This window comes from Ruegeria sp. CDSB114 (genome assembly GCF_059611025.1).
The window spans coordinates 178,101-196,472 of sequence record NZ_JBXWOT010000001.1; the positions used below are offsets into that span (position 1 = coordinate 178,101).

The window sequence follows — 18,372 nt, forward strand, 5'->3', positions numbered from 1 at the left end:
CAAAGGCGGTTACACGGCATACCTGCGCCAATCACCGAACCGGATGGATTCGCTTATGAAACACTATTCAGCCTTTGCTGTGGCGCGCGAAGCGCTGCGCTATCATACCGGATGGGAACGCGCCTGGCGTTCGCCCGAGCCCAAGAAACGCTATGACGCCATCATTGTGGGGGCGGGTGGCCATGGTCTGGCAACCGCCTATTACCTGGGTAAGAACTATGGCATCCAGAATGTCGCTGTGATCGAAAAAGGCTGGCTGGGCGGTGGTAATACCGGTCGGAACACAACCATCATCCGCTCGAACTATCTGCAGGATCCGTCTGCCGCGATCTATGAAAAGGCGCGCAGCCTTTATGAGGATCTGAGCCAGGACCTGAATTATAACGTCATGTTCAGCCCGCGCGGTGTGATGATGCTGGCGCAGACCCAGCATGAAATCCGCGGCTATCAGCGCACGGCTCATGCGAATGCACTGCAGGGTGTAAAGACTGAATGGATCACACCTGAACGGGTCAAGGAACTGGTGCCAATCATCAATCTCGAAGGCCCGCGCTATCCGGTTCTGGGTGCGCTGTGGCAGGAACGCGGTGGCACCGCCCGTCACGATGCGGTGGCTTGGGGCTATGCGCGCGCTTGTTCCGCCATGGGCATGGATATCATCCAGCAATGCGAAGTGACCGGGATTCGGTCACAGGATGGTCGTGTTGTCGGTGTCGACACCACCAAAGGTGCGATCGACTGTGACAAGCTGGGCATCGTGGTTGCGGGCCATTCCGGTCAACTGGCCGAAATGGCGGGCTTCCGTCTGCCGCTTGAGGCGATTGCTCTGCAGGCGCTGGTGTCTGAGCCGATAAAACCCTGCATGGACGTGGTCGTGATGGCCAACACGGTGCATGGCTACATGTCGCAATCCGACAAGGGAGAGATGGTGATCGGTGGCGGCACCGACGGGTTCAACAACTACACCCAACGCGGCAGCTTCCACCATATCGAAGAAACTGTGCGCGCGCTGGTTGAGACCTTCCCGATGATCTCTCGCCTGAAAATGCTGCGGCAATGGGGCGGGATCGTGGATATGACCGGCGATCGCTCGCCCATCCTGTCAAAAACACCCCTGGGGAACTGTTTCATCAACGGTGGCTGGGGCACCGGTGGCTTCAAGGCCATTCCGGGGTCCGGCTGGGGCATGGCACAGCTGATGGCCACGGGTCATTCACCGCTGACCGAGGCGTTCTCGTTGGATCGTTTCAAAGAAGGCCGCTTCATCGACGAAAGCGTCGCGGCCGGGGTGGCGCACTGATGCAGATTTTTCGGCGAAAAATCTCGCGCGCCCGTTACTCAGATTTCGTATGCAGCATGGTCTCGCCTGCTGCCGAAAGGATGAACATATGCTGATCCTGAATTGCCCCTACTGCGGCGTCGATGCCGAAGAAACCGAACTGGCCGCCGGTGGCGAGGCGCATCTGAAGCGTTTCGGTCCGGGCTCGTCGGATGGTGACTTCCACGATTACCTGTTCATGCGTGAAAACCCTAAAGGCGTTCATTTCGAACGCTGGCGTCATGCGAACGGATGCGGCAAGTGGTTCCACGCGGCGCGCTGCACGCAAACGCTCGAAGTTTTCGGCACCTACTCTGCCCAGGTGTTTGAGCCGCCCAAAGAAATTCGCGAGGCGATCACCGCCAAGCGCCCTGGCTGGACGTGGAGAGAATACAAATGATCCGCGCCACCACCCGTAATTCCGCCTGCGAAAGGTCCGCATCATGAGCACCCGTCTCGCAAATCAAGGCCGGCTGATTGACCGGTCGAAACAGGTCACATTCTCCTTCAACGGCACTTCGATGCAGGGCTACGAAGGCGACACGCTTGCCTCGGCCTTGCTGGCTAATGATCAGATGATGATGGGCCGTTCGTTCAAGTATCACCGCCCGCGTGGTGTTGTCGCCAGTGGTGCGGAAGAACCCAACGCTCTGGTCGGTCTGGGGCAGGGCAATCGGTTCGAGCCGAACCAGCGCGCCACCACGACCGAGCTGTTCAACGGTCTGACCTCGATCTCGCAGAACCACTGGCCGAACCTGGAATTTGATATCGGTGCGATCAATACGCACCTGTCGCGGTTCCTGCCGGCTGGCTTCTATTACAAGATGTTCATTCATCCCAAGCCGTTCTGGAAACATGTCTACGAGCCGTTCATCCGCCAATCTGCCGGTCTGGGCAAAGCCCCCGACAAGGACAGCCGTGATGCGGATACCTATGAGCATTTCTACAACTTCGTCGATGTATTGGTGATCGGTGGCGGTGTGGCCGGTTTGCAGGCTGCCAAAGTGGCCGCTCAGTCCGGTGCAAAGGTCATGTTGATTGAGCAGACCGCGCATTGGGGTGGCCGTGCCCCAGTTGATGGCGGCACAATCAATGATGAGCCTGTGGATAAGTTCGTGGAACAAACTGTTTCCGAACTAGAAACAATGAACAACGTCATCTTGCGCAATCGCTGCATGGGTGCAGGGGTCTATGACCATGGCTATGTGCTGGGCTATGAACGCCTGACGGACCATAAGCCTGGCGCACAAGGCCCGCGCCATCGCCTGTGGCGTATTAGGGCGAAACAGGTCGTGACTGCTACCGGAGCGATTGAGCGTCCGTTGTCTTTTGCGGGTAATGATGTGCCGGGTGTCATGCTGGCCTCGGCCATGCGGGACTATGTCGTGAACTGGGGTGTGACACCCGGTGAAAAGGTGATTGTGGCCACCAATAATGACGACGCCTACCGGACTGCGATAACCTTGAAACAGGCCGGTGTGGATATCTTGCGTGTGGTTGACGCAAGGGCTACCTCGGGCCCTCTGGCTGAAGAGGCGCGCCAACTGGGTATCCGCGTCGATGTGGGCAAGGCTATTGCCAAAGTCAAAGGCGGCAAACGCGTCAAGAAAGTTGCCATTTGCAATCAGGACGGCATCGGTGGCGCCCGTGAAGAGGTCGAATGCGACGCTGTTGCGATGTCAGGCGGCTGGTCTCCGGTCGTGCATATGTGGTCGCATTGCGGCGGCAAGCTGATCTGGGACGATGCCAATGCGCATTTCCGGCCGGATCCTGCACGACCCCCGCTTGGGGCCGATGGCGAAGGGTTCGTCGTAGCCGCCGGGGCATCGAATGGCCCGATGGCGCTGGTCGATGTGCTGGCCGATGCCGATGCAGCTGGTAAGGCCGCAGCAAAAGCGGCTGGATTCAAAACCAAACGCACCAAAGCGCCTGTCGGGGAAACTACGTCCGAGGCACCTATGGCTGCGGTCTGGTTGATGCCTGCGAACGCGGATATTCAACTGCGGATGAAGTCCTGGCTGGACTTCCAAAACGACGTCAAAGTTTCGGACGTGCAACTTGCCGCGCGTGAAGGGTATGAGAGCGTTGAACATACCAAGCGTTACACCACTCTGGGCATGGCAACGGATCAGGGTAAACTGAGTAACATCAACGGATTGGCGATCCTAGCTGATGCGTTGGACTCCGAAATCCCGAAGGTTGGAACAACAACGTTCCGCCCGCCTTACACCCCAATTTCAATGGCATCTATCGGCGGTGAGGCACGTGGTGAGGTGTTCCAGCCAATCCGCCAGACTCCGATGCATAACTGGCACGACAAGAACGGCGCCGATTGGGAGCCGGTCGGCCACTGGCGCCGGACTTATGCCTATGTTCGTCCGGGTGAATCCGTGCATGACGCCGTGAACCGTGAGGTGAAAAACACCCGCGAGAACCTCGGTCTGCTGGATGCCTCGACCCTGGGCAAGCTGATCGTAAAAGGGCCGGACGCAGGCAAGTTCCTGGACATGATGTACACCAACATGATGTCTACGCTGAAGATCGGCAAATGCCGCTATGGCCTGATGTGTTCCGAAAATGGCTTTCTGATCGATGACGGTGTTGTTGCCAGGATCGACGAAGACACATGGTTGTGCCACACCACCACCGGCGGGGCCGAACGAATCCACGGTCACATGGAAGAATGGCTGCAAACCGAATGGTGGGACTGGAAAGTCTATGTTGCCAACGTGACCGAGCAATATGCGCAGGTCGCCGTTGTTGGCCCCAACGCCCGCAAGGTGCTTGAAAAGCTCGGCGGCATGGATGTGTCGAAGGAGGCGCTGCCCTTCATGGAGTGGCGCGATGGCAAGATCGGCGACTTTGATTGCCGGGCCTATCGCATCTCGTTCTCGGGTGAGCTGTCGTACGAGATCGCCGTCCCTGCATCCCAAGGGCAGGCTTTCTGGGATGCGCTGACAGAGGCAGGCAAGGAATTCGGCGTGATGCCCTATGGCACTGAATGTCTGCACATTCTGCGTGCCGAGAAAGGCTTTATCATGATCGGCGATGAGACCGACGGCACCGTGATCCCGCAGGATCTGGGGTTGCATTGGGCGCTGTCGAAAAAGAAAGAGGATTACCTCGGCAAGCGCGCTCATTCCCGCAGCCATATGGCCGATCCCGAGCGTTGGAAACTGGTGGGTCTTGAGACTGTGGATGGTTCTGTCATCCCGGATGGGGCTTACGCAGTAGGCGAGGGCGTCAACGCCAACGGTCAGCGCAACATGATCGGTCGTGTGACCTCAACCTATTATTCGGCCAATCTGGGCAAAGGCATCGCCATGGGCTTGATCAAGCATGGTCCTGACCGCATGGGCGAGATTGTCGAGTTCCCGGGCACCGATGGCAAATCCTACAAAGCAAAGATCGTGGATCCGATCTTCTTCGACAAGGACGGGGAGAAGCAGAATGTCTGAACCCATCAGCGCACTGAACCACGCCAGCTATGAGGGCATCGCCAAGGTCGAAGAATGCGGCCTGCAGGGCATGATCACCCTGCGCGGCGACCTGTCCGACAAGGTTCTGGCCAAGGCCGTCAAAGACGCCACCGGCCAGAAAGTACCCGGCCAGCGCGAGGCATTTGTCGACGGAGACAGCGGTGTTTGCTGGATGTCCACCGACGAATTGCTTGTGCTTGTCCCATATGCCGAGGTCGAGGCCAAACTGGCCGCGATGACCAACGCGTTGAGCGGTGTGCATGCCCTGGCGGTCAACGTCTCGGATGCCCGCGCGGTGTTCAGCATCTCGGGCGCGAACGCTCGCGAAGTTCTGGGCAAACTGGCCCCGGTAGATCTGTCGGCTGACGCCTTCCAACCCGGCCAAATCCGCCGCTCGCGCTTGGCGCAGGTTGCCGGTGCGTTCTGGATGGATGACGCCGAAACTCTCCGCGTCGTCTGCTTCCGGTCAACCGCAGACTACGTGTTCAAACTGCTTAAAGTTGCGGCGCAGCCCGGCAGCGGCGTCGGGATTTACTGAACCGAAGTGAACTAAAAAGCCCCCGTCACACCGGGGCTTTCTTTACCCGGTGAATACGCTGCAGACTCCGGATCCATATGACTTGTTGGCAGCGCTTATATGAGCAAAACTGGCGCGAACTTTGACAGTGTTTTTTGCTGAATTAAGATTTGCCTGATATTTCATGCGCAGATTTTGTCCGTCGCTTGACCGGAGGGTGACGTTCCAAAGCAAGCGATATTCGCCACTTTTTTTCACTTTGAGTTGGGCGCTGGTCCAATCGTGATGGCCGCTGACAACTTTGGCCTCGCGCGTGTCAGTATCTACTTGAAAAAAATATTCGGGCGCGATCCAGCCGTGGCCGTCCGGCTTCGTGATTTCACATTTGTATTCAACAGTACCAGCTAAAACTGAATGCGCGGAAACGATCATCGCTGCAATCGCCATAAGCGAAGCTTTCATTTTTGTTATCCTTCAAACTAATCCGTGGGCGCACTTCAACCAGCTCACGCTTGGGTTGCAAGTGGGGAAACACCTACTTCGACAGGGCTAATGGCCGCATTACTACCCAGTAAATAAAACCGTATGGTATCGTGTCATTTCCGTTGGGCTGAGCGCTTTCTGAACATCCAGCGGGCGTCCGGTTTCGTCAGTAATTTTAGAATAAAAGGAGAGGCTGTTCAGCAGGTCGGATGTCCGCTGGTGTCTGTCCTTTTCGGCCAAAAGCGGTGAGTGGAGTGAGAGGTACAGAGTGGGTCGCGTCCGTTTCAACCAGGGCAGGATCGTCGGCAGTACAAAAAACTCAGCCCCCTCAATGTCCATTTTGACCAGAGATACACCCGATAGGTCATTTACGGCCTCGAACTGATCCCACTCGATGGTCAATGCATCTGTCCCATGCACCCCGTCATGCAACAGTGAACTGGTGGAATCCCCGGGTTCACCGCGAACGGATGCCATACGGGCCACGCCGAATTGATCCGACAATGCGACGCCAAATGCCGAAACATTGCGAATGTCGTTCAGGTCCAGATTCCACGCCAGATGCCGAAACGCGGTAGGGTCTGGTTCGAAACACCAGACGTGGCGGGCTTTGCGGGCACCGTACAGCACCGTTGGGCCGATCCATGCCCCGATGTCCAGATAGTCGCTGTCCGGCGTTAGATATCTATCCAGCACGGCAAAAGTCTCGGGCTCCCACGCGCCGGCCGAGGCCTTGCGCCAGAACTTCGAGTGGTAGGGATCCAGCCGGAAAGGCTCGCCATTCAGGCTGCCCGCATAGTATCCGCGGGCGCGGTAAAACATCTTGCGCGCCTGAGTTAGCATCGCGGACCTCCGGGTTTTATGATCTCTGCCCTTGACCTGCGGCACTTGCCAAAGCATTTAACCTTTGGAAACCGCAACATTCATTTTCAACAGGGGGCCGAGATGGCTTTTGAACTTCCTGATCTTCCTTATGCACACGACGCGCTGGCAGCCAAGGGCATGTCCGCCGAAACATTGGAATTTCACCACGACCTGCACCACAAGGCCTATGTCGACAACGGCAACAAGCTGATCGCCGGTACCGAGTGGGACGGCAAGTCGCTGGAAGAGATCATCACCGGCACCTACGACGCAAATGCCGTCGCGCAAAACGGCATCTTCAACAACATCAGTCAGCTTTGGAACCACAACCAGTTCTGGGAGATGATGGGCCCCGGTGACAACGCCATGCCTGGCGAGCTGGAAAAAGCCCTGACCGAGAGCTTTGGCTCGGTTGACGAGTTCAAGTCGCAGTTCAGCGCGGCTGGTGCCGGTCAGTTCGGTTCGGGCTGGGCGTGGCTGGTCAAGAATGCGGACGGTTCGCTGGCCGTGACCAAGACCGAAAACGGCGTGAACCCGCTGTGCTTTGGCCAGACTGCTCTGTTGGGCTGCGACGTGTGGGAGCATTCCTATTACATCGACTTCCGCAACAAGCGTCCGGTGTACCTGTCGAACTTCCTCGACAATCTGGTGAACTGGGAAAACGTCGCTTCGCGGATGTGATCCAGTGACCCGTAGAGGGTTCATAAAGGGCCTGCTGGCAGTGATGCTGGCAGGCCTTTTTGCTGCCACGTATGGTTTCTTCATCGAACCCGCGCTGCGCCTGCGTGTTCGTAAGTGGCGGATCCGGCGCGCGGACTGGACCGCACCGCCGCTGCGGATCGCGGTGCTGGCTGATCTGCATGTGGGTGAGCCCTATGTGGGGTTGAAAAGAGTCCAGCAGATCGTTCGGCGCACAAACGCTCTGTCACCTGACCTTATCCTGCTGTTGGGCGACTATGCCGCCGGGCACAGGATAAATTTACAACCGGTTAAAATTGCCGATCTGGCGCCGGTGTTGTCCGGGTTGCAGGCAAAGCATGGTGTCTATGCGGTTCTGGGAAATCACGATTGGTGGGATGACCGGTCAGCCCAAAAGCGCAGGGGCGGGCCGAATCTGTACGGCGATGCGCTGAGGCGGAATGGTATCCGGGTGCTTTCAAACGAGGCCTTCAAACTGGATGGTGCCGGGATTTGGCTTGCAGGCCTTGAAGATCAGTTGGCGATTTATACGGGCAATGGTCGATACCAAGGGCTGGATGACCTGCCTGCGACGCTTGGGCAGATCACGGATGATGCCCCGGTGGTGATGATGGCGCATGAACCGGATATCTTCCCCAAAGTTCCTGATCGCGTGGCCCTGACCCTGTCGGGTCATACTCATGGAGGGCAGGTAAGGCTGTTTGGCTGGTCGCCGGTGGTGCCCTCGAAATTCGGCAATCGCTATGCCTATGGTCACGTGCGCGAAGGCAATCGTGATCTGGTCGTGTCCGGGGGCATCGGATGTTCGATCCTGCCCGTCCGTTTTGGCGTAACGCCCGAGATTACGGTCATCGAACTGTCCTCCTGACCGGTGATAACCCGCCTATAGCGGCAGTTTCGGTGCCCGGCCGGATTGTAAGATGGCGCGCAGTGCCTACCTTAAAGGGAGCGGAGGAGAGAGCCGCAAATCACTTGCAAAAACACAGGCGGCGCGGCGAAAAACAAAGCTGCGCAAACGGTTAGCCGTGCCTGAAACCCGAGGGATGGTCTCAGAAAAACCAAATCAGGAGATCACAATGGTCGCATTAACGCAGGGAACATGGATTGTCATCGCCGACGGGGAAAAGGCGCTGTTCATGGAGAATATCACGGATGCCGAAGACCCCAATCTGGTGGTTGTCTCGGTCGAAGAAAGCGATGTCCCAAACGCTAGGCCCTCTGATCGGGCGGGGCGGCGCTCGGACAATGGCCCAAATCAGAAATCAGCGGTCGAAGAACCCAAGTGGAAATCTCAGGCCAAGTCTTTGTTCGTGCAGGATGTGGCTAATCTGTTGAATCGCAAAGGTTTGAAGGGGGCATATAAACGCCTGGTTTTGGTCGCCAGCCCCCATGTTTTGGGCCTTCTGCGACGCCGCCTGCACAGCGAAGTCTTAAGGAAAGTAGTTGCCGAGGTTGATAAGACCCTGACCAACCACCCGCTGAACAAAGTGGAACAGGTTCTGATCAGCCGTCTAAAACCGGCCAGTTGAGTATCCGGCGATCTGCGGACGGACCATACTGCCCGACTAGCCCTTATGCGGGACCAGCATCGCCCTCAGGGTCGACATCGCCGTTTCCGGGCTGTCGACCCACGTTATGAAATCGGCCAGAGATGTGTCCGCAAATCCCTGGCCGATGACCTGCTGCACAAGATCATGCAGGGCATCCCAATATCCATCAACATTCATGACCAGAATGGGTTTGTCGTGCAGGCCCAACTGTCGCCATGTCAGGGCTTCGAACAATTCGTCCAGTGAACCCGGACCACCCGGCAGTACGACCACGGCATCGGCGTTCATGATCATGACCTTTTTCCGCTCGTGCATCGTTTCGGTAATCACGAAACGGGTCAGGTCGGTCTTGCCGACCTCGCGCTTTAACAGGTGAACGGGAATTACGCCGAATGTGTCGCCTCCGGCGGATTGTGCCGCGCGCGCAACTTCGCCCATCAGGCCCACATCGCCAGCACCATAGACCAGTCGCCAGTCCTCCTGCGCCAGAAGCTGGCCAAAGGACCGGGCGGCGTCGGAATAGCTGGTTTGGGCGCCATTGCGTGACCCGCAATACACACAGACGGATTTCTGAGACATCGGGAGGGTTCTCCGGGGTTGTATCTGGGGTTTTGACCCGTGATAGCGGTATTGATAGATTGGCTCAACCGTCAGGCAGAATGCGTTGTAGATAAGGCATTTGCGCTGCGGAGTGAAAGGAAGAGTATGGATTCCAATTCGGGAAGCGAGAGCCCCAGATCTTTCACCTGGGGGGTGATCGCCGGTTTGCTGGTTCTGTTGGGCGTCGGCGGCGCATATTTTTCCGGCGCGTTTAACGGCACGCCTCTCGACCCAACAGCGCAGGAAGATGTGGCTGAGGATGCCTCCGAGAGCACCTCTGTTGCCTCTGACACCGAGGAAACCGCGCAGGCCGATGCTGCGACTGATACGGATACGGCAGCAGCCGAGGCTCCGACCGAAGAGGCTGACGAGACCGCTGAACCGGCTGAAAATGTTGCCGAAGTTACGCCTCCGGCCCTGGATCAGATCTTCGTGGAGCCTGACGGGAATGCTGTTCTGTCCGGAAATGCAGAACCCGGCGCCAAGGTGCGGGTATTGCTGGACGGTGAGGCAGTTCACAGCTTTACCGTTGATGACAGCGGGCAGTTTGCCGAATTCGTGTCGATCCCGTTTTCCACGGCCGCACGCGGTCTGACACTGGAAACCGATGGGGTCGATCAACCTGTACGCTCTGATGACTATCTGATTGCTGCATTGCCCGAACCTGAACCAGAGGTCGCATCGGTCGATACTGCAGAAACCACCGCAGCCGACGAATCCGCAGGCGGCGATGAAACCGAGGCGGGGCAGGTCGCTCAAACCGACGACACATCTTCTGAAGAAACGACAGATTCCACGCAAGGACAACAGGTTGCGATCCTGCGATCGGGGGAAGACGGGGTCGAGCTTGTCCAACCTGCAACGCCTCAGAGCACCGAACCTGATCAGGTTGCGTTGGATACGATCGGGTATTCAGACACGGGTGAGGTCGAGCTGACCGGCCGCGTGGCTGATGGTTCCGCGGTACGCGTGTACCTGGACAACCAACTGGTCGCCGATATGCAGCCCACGGATGATGGAAAATGGCGCAGCGAGATCGAAGGCATTGATCCCGGTGTGTATACGTTGCGTGTGGATGAGGTTGCCTCGGACGGCACGGTTAAAAGCCGTCTGGAAACCCCGTTCAAGCGTGAGCCTCTAGAAGTTCTGAGCGTGGCCGAAGTGGACGATGGGCCTGCACCCTCTCAGGAAACACCGGCCATCCGTTCGGTTACAGTACAAAAGGGTGATACGCTTTGGGCTATCTCTCGGGAACGATTTGGCGATGGTGTCTTGTATGTCAAACTGTTCGAGGCCAACCGAGGCGCGATCCGCGACCCGGATCTGATCTATCCGGGGCAGGTATTCACCATTCCGGAATAATCCTGTACCTCTGACCTTCCGGGGTCAGGGGCACTCTCTGACCGCAGTTCCGGTACGTGAAGAGACGAGTAGCCCCGATGAATTCCGACAATATCCCAAAATTGGACGCGCGCAGCTCTGGCTGGCGTACAATCCGGAAAGTTGCGCCTTATCTCTGGCCCGAGGATGAACCCTGGGTTAAGCGCCGCGTTCTGATTGCAATGGGCATGTTGGTTCTGGCCAAGTTGATCGCGGTCTACACCCCGATTTTGTACAAAGGCGCGGTTGATAGCCTGGCGGGCGAGGGCGTTCCCCCCGTTGCGCTGGGTGCTGTTGGGTTGACGGTGGCATATGGTGTCGCGCGCATGATGACTGTTGGTTTGCAGCAGTTGCGGGATGCGGCCTTTGCTCCTGTCGGGCAGCGAGCATTGCGCGCACTGGCATTGGAGACTTTCCAGCATATCCACCAGTTGTCGATGCGCTATCACGTGACGCGGCGCACGGGCGGTCTGAGCCGTATTATCGAGCGCGGCGTAAAGGGGGTCGAATTCCTCTTGCGTTTCCTGCTGTTTTCCATCGGGCCTTTGATCCTTGAACTGCTGCTTGTTGCGATCATTCTGATGTGGCTGTTTGATGTCTGGTATCTGGTGGTCGTCGCGGCAACGATCGCGCTGTATATCTGGTTCACATTTGCGGTGACCGAGTGGCGCGTGAAACTGCGCCGCGAGATGAATGATCAGGATACCGAGGCGAACCAGCGCGCCATCGACAGCCTGCTGAATTTTGAAACCGTCAAGTATTTCAATGCCGAAACGCGTGAAGCTGAACGGTATGATGTGTCAATGAAAGCCTATGCGGGGGCGGCTCTCAAGACGGCGTATTCTCTGGCGTTTCTAAATTTCGGGCAGTCCTTTCTGATCACCTGCGGATTGATCGGTGTAATGGTCTTGGCAGCCATCGGGGTGCAGGCCGGGACGCTGACCGTGGGCGATTTCGTCATGGTCAACGCCTATATGATCCAGATTACCGTACCGCTGAACTTTTTGGGTACGGTGTATCGGGAAATCCGCCAATCTCTGGTCGATATGGGCCAGATGTTTGACCTGTTGGAACAACCCGCCGAAGTGGTCGACAAGACCGATGCACCGGATCTGGATGTAACAGGGGGTGAGGTTACCTTGCATGATGTACAATTCGGATATGATGCTGAGCGGGAAATTCTCAAAGGTGTTTCCCTAACCATTCCTGCGGGCCAAACCGTAGCGATTGTGGGTGCGACGGGGTCGGGTAAATCCACCATAGGTCGGTTGCTGTTCCGGTTCTACGATGTCACCGGGGGCGCGCTGAAAATTGATGGGCAGGATGTGCGCGATGTCACGCAGACCAGCCTGCACGCGGCAATCGGAGTGGTGCCACAGGATACCGTGCTGTTTAACGATACCATTCGCTACAACATTGCCTATGGACGCGACGGGGCCACGCAGGAAGATGTCGAAGCCGCCGCCCGGGCTGCCCAGATCCACGATTTCATAGTCACGTTGCCCGAAGGCTATGACACGACAGTCGGTGAGCGCGGGCTAAAGCTGTCGGGTGGGGAAAAGCAGCGGGTCGGTATTGCCAGAACGCTGCTGAAAAACCCGCCGATCCTTTTGCTGGACGAGGCGACATCGGCGCTGGACACAGATACCGAACAAGACATCAAGGATGCTTTGGCCCATGCGGGCGAGGGGCGTACGGTTCTGACGATTGCCCATCGCCTGAGCACAATCGCCGAGGCAGACAGTATTGTAGTGCTAGAGCGTGGCAAAATCCTGGAGCAAGGCACGCATGATGAGTTGCTGAAACGTGAGGGGCGTTATGCCCAGCTTTGGAATCGCCAGCAATCGGATATGCAGGCGGCCTGATAGGCGGCCCAAACTATGTTACACTACAGATCACTCATCTGAGGTTTTGTTATGCATAAATATTTCCGCAAGTTCATTGTGCCAGCCATAGCGGCAGTTACCACACTTACACCGGTCTATGCGCTTGGAGACCCCATCATTGGAATTTGGAAGACCGAGCCGGACCGGAAGAACCTCGTCTCTGACATCAAAATTACAGCCTGCGGTGACAAGTTCTGTGGTCAGATTTTATCTGCATATGACGCCAGCGGAAAAGCAGTACAGACGCCGAATATCGGAAAGAAACTGTTTTGGGATGTCGGCAGCCAAGGCGGTGGTAAATATGGCGGGGGTGAATTCTGGGTGCCGTTAGTGAATGTTGATGCAGTTCCGCAAATGACGCTGAAGGGTGACACTCTGATGGTCAAAGGGTGTGAACACCACATTTGTGCGCATCAAACCTGGACGCGCGAGTAAAACAGGGCTGGATTGCCCAGCCCTGTTGCTTTTTATTCGGCTGCTTTCAGCGGTGAACCGGTCGGTTCTTTCCCAGAACTGTCAGCGCTCGGATCGTCGGCACGCAGCTCATCATCCCAGACCATTTCGGTTGCCTGAGCATTCATCGCGGCTTTACCGATAGCCATATCCAGCGCCACCTGGCTGGATTTTCCCGCTGTAGCACGGGCCAAAATCTTACCCAACCAGATGGCATAGGTTGTCACCCAGACCCGCATAGCCAAAAGCGAAGGCGTCACGATCAGCGTCAGTACCGTCGCGATACCAAGGCCAAAGACAACTGCGGTTGCCAGCTGTTTCCACCACAGTGCTGTGGGGCTGTTGATCGAATACCCGCCGTTGATAAAGTCCAGCGACAGCCCGAACATCATCGGGGTAAGGCCAGCCATCGTGGTGAGTGTGGTCAACAGAACCGGACGAATGCGTGCCTCGGCAGTGCGTATGATCGCCTCGATCCTTGGCATGTACTGGCTATATTCCTGATAGGTGTCGATCAGAACAATGTTGTTGTTCACCACGATCCCCGCCAGAGCCACAATACCCGTTCCTGTCATGATGATCGAGAAGGGCTGTTGCATCACCATCATACCGATCAGAACACCTGTTGTGGACAGTACCACTGCCAGCAGAACCAGGATCGAATTGTAGAACGAGTTGAACTGCGCGAGCAGAATAACGAACATCAGCCCCAACGCGCCCATAAAGGCATTCACAAGAAACGCCCCGGATTCGGCCTGATCCTCCTGATCACCTGTCCATGTCCAGCTGACGGAACTGCCAAAAGGATCGGTTTCCAGCCATTCAGTCAACACAACAATCCGTTCGTTCGGGTTAATCAGACTGGTGCGCGCGTCACCGGATTCGATCAGCGTGCGCAAAGCATCGGTGCTTTCTGCCTCGGTCAACATGATCAGTTCGAACTGAGAGCCATCGGGAAATGCCAATGCGGTAGCTGTGGGGCTTTCATCCTCTGCGAGTTCACGCACCACTGCCAATCTTTGATCGGCGCCATCCGGTCCTGTGACCACAACATTGCTCAGGCCGGGCTCAACATCCGCCTTCACGTCAAAATAACGTTCTTGATCGACACGGTTGATTTCGGCCAGTTTGGCGACTGGTTTGCGCGAGACAAAGTTGGACAGTGGCACCAATCCATCGACCGTGCGGACCTTGAGCGTGTCAAGCGTTGACAAGACACGATCCTGATCAGGCAGGCGAACACGGATTTCGATTTCATCATCCACGTTGTCCGGGCGCATTTCGCCCAGCAAAAGGCCACGCGTAACAAGCTGTACCATCGCACCGACGGTTGCTACGTCTGCGCCAAACCGGCCTGCTTTGGCGACATCAACGTCAATCTGCCAATCGATACCGGGCAGGGGCAGCGTGTCCTCGATCTTAATAAGGCCCGGGGTGGCGTCGAATGCCTCACGTGCGGCCAAAGTGGCTGATGTCAGCTCTTGCCAGCCATCGGCCTTGATCCGCAGATGGACGGGTTTGGAAGAGCCCGGCCCTTGCTCAAGCGGCAAGGTCTCAACGATGATCCCCGGTAGCTGCGCAAGCTCCCTGTTCAACTCTTCCAGAACATAATCGCCGTCATAGTCTGGCGCCACTGTGTGCCGGTCCAACAATCCTCCGAAAATCGGTTCCGAGACGTTCGGTCTGTCTTCCCAAGGGATGATTTCGAACTGAACCTGACCAACTGTATCCGCCGGGGATTGGCCACCGGGTCCACCGGTGTCCAAACCACCTTCACCAGCGAATGCAAAGACGTTGATAACAGCCGGGTGCGCACTGATAATCTCTTCTGCGGCGAGTACCATCTGGTCCTTTTCGGCCAAAGAGATATTGCCGCGTGCACGGACATAGGCCGTGGCCTGCTCTGGTTCGCTTTCAACGAAGAATTCAACTCCGCGGTTGTTTTCCCCGAATGCCGTCATGACCAGATACACGGCGAAGCCAATCACAAGGATTGACACAAGCGGCATGACCGGGTTGCCCACAAGGAACTTTACCACATGCCCAAAGCGTGTGTGTTCGCGGCTGGTCTGCACATGCTCAACCGGGGCGCGTTCGATTTTTGCCGCGCTCAGGGTGACCGACCCGGCAAACGCACCTAGCATGAACAGGATCATGCCAAGAACTGAACTACCTGAATCGACCAGGTAATTCGGGTTCAGTGTCTGCATCGCCCCCAGGAAGATCAGGTATAACGACGGGGGAACCATCGCTGCCCGAACCCACCAGGCTGTTCGCGCCCTCAGCCAGTTCGACGACCGGTCAAACACGCGGCTGAGGCGGCCGGAAACGCCGCCCATCACGGGCAGGTAGATCAGTGCAACGATTAACGACGCCGACAGAACAAATATCAGCGTAACTGGCAGCATCCCCATGAATTCGCCCGGAACGCCGGGCCAAAAGAGCATAGGCAAGAAGGCGCATAATGTCGTAGCTGTCGAGGATACGATCGGCCAGAACATCCGTTGTGCGGCTTCGACATAGGCATGCATGGGACCCACGCCCTCGTTGATCCGCTTGTCGGCATATTCAACCACCACGATGGCCCCGTCGACCAGCATTCCGACCGCAAGAATCAAACCGAACATGACGATGTTCGAAATGCTGACCCCCATCACCGCAAGGAATGCAAAGCACAGCAGGAATGAGGTTGGAATCGCAAAACCCACCAGCAGGGCGGCACGGGTCCCAAGCGAGGCCAGAATGACAATCATAACCAGCGCAATAGCGGTCAGAACCGAACCCTCAAGCTGGCTGACCATCGACCCTACGATCCGGCTCTGGTCGTTCGAGGTGCCCAGTTTGATCGCCGCCTGCATCTCGGCTGGCCATTTGGATTGGGCCGCTGCGATAGAGGCTTTGACCTCGTCGACCGTGTCGATCAGGTTATAGCCTTTGCGTTTGACGACCTGCAGTGCCACGGTGGCCTCGCCGTTGAAGCGGGCGGTGCCTTCGCGATCTTCGAAAGTATAGTTGATTTGCGCCAGCTCGCCCATGGTCACGACGCGGTCGCCATTGACCTTGACGGGTAGGTCATACACGTCCTGGGCGGTCTTGAAAGACGAAGGGATCTTGACCGAGAAGGTGCCTTGATCGGTTTCCACCTCACCAGCGGCGATCAGCTGGTTGTTGTTCTGAACAACATTGATCAGCTCGGCGGCGGTAACGTTATACGCTTCCAGCCGCAGCGGGTCGATGATCACTTCTAGCAATTCGTCTCGATTGCCGGCTATCCCAGCCTCAAGCACGGAATCCAATGCTTCCAGATCATCCTGCAAATCTTTGGCGACACGGGCCATTGTTCTTTCAGGAACAGCTCCGGTCAGATTGACAATCACAATCGGGAATTCAGAAAAGTTGATCTCGGTCAGGGTATATTGCTCAGCCCCTTCAGGAAAATCGGCCTGGGCGCTGTTCATGGCGTCGCGGACATCGGCCATGATCGCCGTCTTGTCCCATCCAAAATCGAATTCCAGCGCGACACCGGCATAGCCTTCGGCAGCCGTCGACGTCATTTCTTTGAGACCGTCCAGATCAGCCAGCTCGGTTTCCATCGGCTTGACCAGCAGGTTTTCCGAGTCTTCAGCGGAAATGCCGGGGAACTGAACCGAGACGAAAAGCGCAGGGATTTCGATATCCGGCTCACCTTCTTTCGGCAGGCCAACATAGGCGTATCCACCTACGATCAAGGAAATCGCGATAAATGCCAGAACCATTCGGGCTCGGCCAGCGGCCCAGCTTACTATTCCGGTCATTGCACTGCATCCCGATAAGTTGGCTCAACCATCACGCCGCGAGTCACGAATTCTTGCCCGACAATGATGATGTCCGCCGTTTCCGGCAACCCGTCAACCCAGACACCTTCGGAGGTGTCGCGCAACAAAGTGACCGGAAGGAAATCCACAATGTTCCCATTTCCAACGGTCCGTACACCAACTTTGCCATCGTTATTCAGCGTCAGTGCGGACTGAGGCAGCAGATGTGCCTTGGTCCCTTCAGCCGAGATTCGGATGTCCGCAGTCTGACCGTCCCGAATTGTCAGGTCGGGGTTAGGAACGGTAATCTCGACCTCAAAGGTCCGGGTGGTCTCATCGGCCGACCGGCTAAGGAAGGTGACCCGCCCAGAGACCTGAAGCCCCGAGATCAGCTGGGCCGAAGCCTCGGACCCTACGATGATCCGGTTCACATCTGCCTCGGGAACAAACCCGACCAACTTGATTGGGTCCAACTGGATCACAGTCGCACACAGCGACCCTGGTTGCATAAGGCTTCCAAGCTCAGCTGTGTCACTTTCTAACAGACCCTTGAATGGAGCTTCGATCGTCTGGCGTTCGATTTCACGTTCGGCGGCCTCGACTTCGGCTGATGCCGCTTCGATACCGGCGCGTGTTGCTTCCAGCCCGGCTTCGGCGCTTTTGATACCAGCCTGGGCTGTGCTCATTTCTGCCTCGCTGGAAATCCTGCGGGTTTCCGACCCAAAACCGGTCTCTGATAGCTTTCGTGCGGCTTTCAAGTTGATTTCGGCTTCGGCTACGCGCGCATGTGCCTCCAGCAGACGCGCTTCGGCTTCGGGCACCCGGCTTTTGGCTTCAAGCTTGGCGGCTGCTGCTTCGGCCAGGCTTGCCGGACGGGTGCCTGGATCCAGCTCACATAACAAATCACCGGCTTCGACAAAACTGCCCTTGCGCTTGGGTTCTGATACGACAGTTGACGTCGTTTCGGCCAGAACTTCGACCTCGCGGTTTGCTCTGGTTTGTCCACGCAGAGTCACTGCACTGTCTACTTCGCGGGCGACAGAGCGCTGTGCAACCACGCGGATTACGTGCCGATCCTCCGCGGGAATTTCAGAAGATTCTGCCTCGGACGTAGTGCCCGGGTTTGAATCATCGCGGCCGGCGAATGCTAATAATGCATCCCTTTCGAATACCAAATAGAACAAGGCAACAATCACCAAAAAGGCGTTTACGAATGAAATCAAACGCATACAGGGTCTCTCCCAGAATTCTTTGCCGACTGTCCCTCGGCGCGCATGCTTAGAAATGGGGGCTTGGCCTCATCTTTTCCACACTAAACTGAATAGTTCGGTTCACTTTTTTCTGCAAGG

General features: G+C 56.8%; 15 protein-coding genes. 10 read left to right on the plus strand and 5 right to left on the minus strand.

The window, feature by feature from the left end; translation table 11 throughout:
• The first annotated feature begins 55 nt into the window (after positions 1-55).
• The 4 genes from AC2FIP_RS00915 (at position 56) to AC2FIP_RS00930 (ending at position 5,335) form a co-directional block, all read left to right on the plus strand.
• A complete protein-coding gene (locus AC2FIP_RS00915) occupies positions 56-1,300 on the plus strand; it encodes a sarcosine oxidase subunit beta family protein (RefSeq protein ID WP_496784849.1) in 1,245 nt (414 codons plus the stop codon).
• A gap of 88 nt (positions 1,301-1,388) precedes the next feature.
• Positions 1,389-1,718 carry a sarcosine oxidase subunit delta gene (locus AC2FIP_RS00920; RefSeq protein WP_142633040.1) on the plus strand — a complete coding sequence of 110 codons (330 nt, stop codon included), beginning with the start codon at positions 1,389-1,391 and terminating at the stop codon, positions 1,716-1,718.
• Between the two features lie 43 nt (positions 1,719-1,761).
• A complete protein-coding gene (locus tag AC2FIP_RS00925) occupies positions 1,762-4,776 on the plus strand; it encodes a sarcosine oxidase subunit alpha family protein (protein WP_496784851.1) in 3,015 nt (1,004 codons plus the stop codon).
• Positions 4,769-5,335: a sarcosine oxidase subunit gamma gene (locus AC2FIP_RS00930; protein WP_496784852.1), complete on the plus strand. Its 567-nt coding sequence runs from the start codon at positions 4,769-4,771 to the stop codon at positions 5,333-5,335. Before AC2FIP_RS00925 ends, AC2FIP_RS00930 begins: the two co-directional genes overlap by 8 nt.
• A gap of 42 nt (positions 5,336-5,377) precedes the next feature.
• Here AC2FIP_RS00930 and AC2FIP_RS00935 read toward each other — a convergent pair whose 3' ends face one another.
• Complete coding sequence (locus AC2FIP_RS00935; protein ID WP_496784853.1) at positions 5,378-5,776, minus strand: hypothetical protein; 399 nt, start codon at positions 5,774-5,776, stop codon at positions 5,378-5,380.
• Positions 5,777-5,878: 102 nt separating this feature from the next.
• Positions 5,879-6,640, minus strand: a complete 762-nt coding sequence (locus AC2FIP_RS00940; RefSeq protein WP_496784854.1) for an FkbM family methyltransferase — start codon at positions 6,638-6,640, stop codon at positions 5,879-5,881.
• 102 nt (positions 6,641-6,742) lie between these two features.
• On the opposite strand from AC2FIP_RS00940, the gene AC2FIP_RS00945 reads away from it, so the two are divergent.
• The 3 genes from AC2FIP_RS00945 to AC2FIP_RS00955 all read left to right on the plus strand — a co-directional run bounded on the left by AC2FIP_RS00945 (position 6,743) and on the right by AC2FIP_RS00955 (position 8,889).
• A complete protein-coding gene (locus tag AC2FIP_RS00945; RefSeq protein ID WP_496784856.1) occupies positions 6,743-7,342 on the plus strand; it encodes a superoxide dismutase in 600 nt (199 codons plus the stop codon).
• A gap of 4 nt (positions 7,343-7,346) precedes the next feature.
• Positions 7,347-8,228: a metallophosphoesterase gene (locus AC2FIP_RS00950; RefSeq protein WP_496695882.1), complete on the plus strand. Its 882-nt coding sequence runs from the start codon at positions 7,347-7,349 to the stop codon at positions 8,226-8,228.
• A 208-nt stretch (positions 8,229-8,436) separates the two neighbouring features.
• Positions 8,437-8,889: a host attachment family protein gene (locus AC2FIP_RS00955; RefSeq protein ID WP_142633052.1), complete on the plus strand. Its 453-nt coding sequence runs from the start codon at positions 8,437-8,439 to the stop codon at positions 8,887-8,889.
• 36 nt (positions 8,890-8,925) lie between these two features.
• Here AC2FIP_RS00955 and AC2FIP_RS00960 read toward each other — a convergent pair whose 3' ends face one another.
• The gene (locus AC2FIP_RS00960) at positions 8,926-9,489 is read right to left on the minus strand and encodes an LOG family protein (protein WP_281994432.1); all 564 of its coding nucleotides are present in this window, start codon (positions 9,487-9,489) and stop codon (positions 8,926-8,928) included.
• A 126-nt stretch (positions 9,490-9,615) separates the two neighbouring features.
• On the opposite strand from AC2FIP_RS00960, the gene AC2FIP_RS00965 reads away from it, so the two are divergent.
• From AC2FIP_RS00965 to AC2FIP_RS00975, 3 genes are all read left to right on the plus strand, one after another.
• Positions 9,616-10,872, plus strand: a complete 1,257-nt coding sequence (locus tag AC2FIP_RS00965) for a LysM peptidoglycan-binding domain-containing protein (protein WP_496784857.1) — start codon at positions 9,616-9,618, stop codon at positions 10,870-10,872.
• Positions 10,873-10,949: 77 nt separating this feature from the next.
• Positions 10,950-12,755: an ABCB family ABC transporter ATP-binding protein/permease gene (locus tag AC2FIP_RS00970; protein WP_142633058.1), complete on the plus strand. Its 1,806-nt coding sequence runs from the start codon at positions 10,950-10,952 to the stop codon at positions 12,753-12,755.
• Positions 12,756-12,806: 51 nt separating this feature from the next.
• Positions 12,807-13,211 carry a DUF2147 domain-containing protein gene (locus tag AC2FIP_RS00975; RefSeq protein WP_496784859.1) on the plus strand — a complete coding sequence of 135 codons (405 nt, stop codon included), beginning with the start codon at positions 12,807-12,809 and terminating at the stop codon, positions 13,209-13,211.
• Positions 13,212-13,243: 32 nt separating this feature from the next.
• Here the strand turns inward: AC2FIP_RS00975 and AC2FIP_RS00980 are convergent, their stop codons facing one another.
• On the minus strand, positions 13,244-17,023 hold the full coding sequence (locus tag AC2FIP_RS00980) for an efflux RND transporter permease subunit (RefSeq protein WP_496784861.1): 3,780 nt from the start codon (positions 17,021-17,023) through the stop codon (positions 13,244-13,246).
• Entirely contained in the window at positions 17,020-18,252 is a 1,233-nt protein-coding gene (locus AC2FIP_RS00985; RefSeq protein ID WP_271947728.1) for an efflux RND transporter periplasmic adaptor subunit, read from the minus strand. The genes AC2FIP_RS00980 and AC2FIP_RS00985 overlap by 4 nt, the downstream gene beginning before the upstream one ends.
• Positions 18,253-18,372 lie beyond the last annotated feature (120 nt).

Excerpts from the sequence above, each read along its gene's own strand:
- AC2FIP_RS00980 (WP_496784861.1), bottom strand. The coding sequence starts at position 17,023 with ATGACCGGAATAGTAAGCTGGGCCGCTGGCCGAGCCCGAATGGTTCTG.
- AC2FIP_RS00925 (WP_496784851.1), top strand. The coding sequence starts at position 1,762 with ATGAGCACCCGTCTCGCAAATCAAGGCCGGCTGATTGACCGGTCGAAA.
- AC2FIP_RS00935 (WP_496784853.1), bottom strand. The coding sequence starts at position 5,776 with ATGAAAGCTTCGCTTATGGCGATTGCAGCGATGATCGTTTCCGCGCAT.
- AC2FIP_RS00965 (WP_496784857.1), top strand. The coding sequence starts at position 9,616 with ATGGATTCCAATTCGGGAAGCGAGAGCCCCAGATCTTTCACCTGGGGG.
- AC2FIP_RS00940 (WP_496784854.1), bottom strand. The coding sequence starts at position 6,640 with ATGCTAACTCAGGCGCGCAAGATGTTTTACCGCGCCCGCGGATACTAT.
- AC2FIP_RS00975 (WP_496784859.1), top strand. The coding sequence starts at position 12,807 with ATGCATAAATATTTCCGCAAGTTCATTGTGCCAGCCATAGCGGCAGTT.
- AC2FIP_RS00945 (WP_496784856.1), top strand. The coding sequence starts at position 6,743 with ATGGCTTTTGAACTTCCTGATCTTCCTTATGCACACGACGCGCTGGCA.
- AC2FIP_RS00920 (WP_142633040.1), top strand. The coding sequence starts at position 1,389 with ATGCTGATCCTGAATTGCCCCTACTGCGGCGTCGATGCCGAAGAAACC.
- AC2FIP_RS00960 (WP_281994432.1), bottom strand. The coding sequence starts at position 9,489 with ATGTCTCAGAAATCCGTCTGTGTGTATTGCGGGTCACGCAATGGCGCC.
- AC2FIP_RS00970 (WP_142633058.1), top strand. The coding sequence starts at position 10,950 with ATGAATTCCGACAATATCCCAAAATTGGACGCGCGCAGCTCTGGCTGG.
- AC2FIP_RS00955 (WP_142633052.1), top strand. The coding sequence starts at position 8,437 with ATGGTCGCATTAACGCAGGGAACATGGATTGTCATCGCCGACGGGGAA.
- AC2FIP_RS00985 (WP_271947728.1), bottom strand. The coding sequence starts at position 18,252 with ATGCGTTTGATTTCATTCGTAAACGCCTTTTTGGTGATTGTTGCCTTG.
- AC2FIP_RS00915 (WP_496784849.1), top strand. The coding sequence starts at position 56 with ATGAAACACTATTCAGCCTTTGCTGTGGCGCGCGAAGCGCTGCGCTAT.
- AC2FIP_RS00930 (WP_496784852.1), top strand. The coding sequence starts at position 4,769 with ATGTCTGAACCCATCAGCGCACTGAACCACGCCAGCTATGAGGGCATC.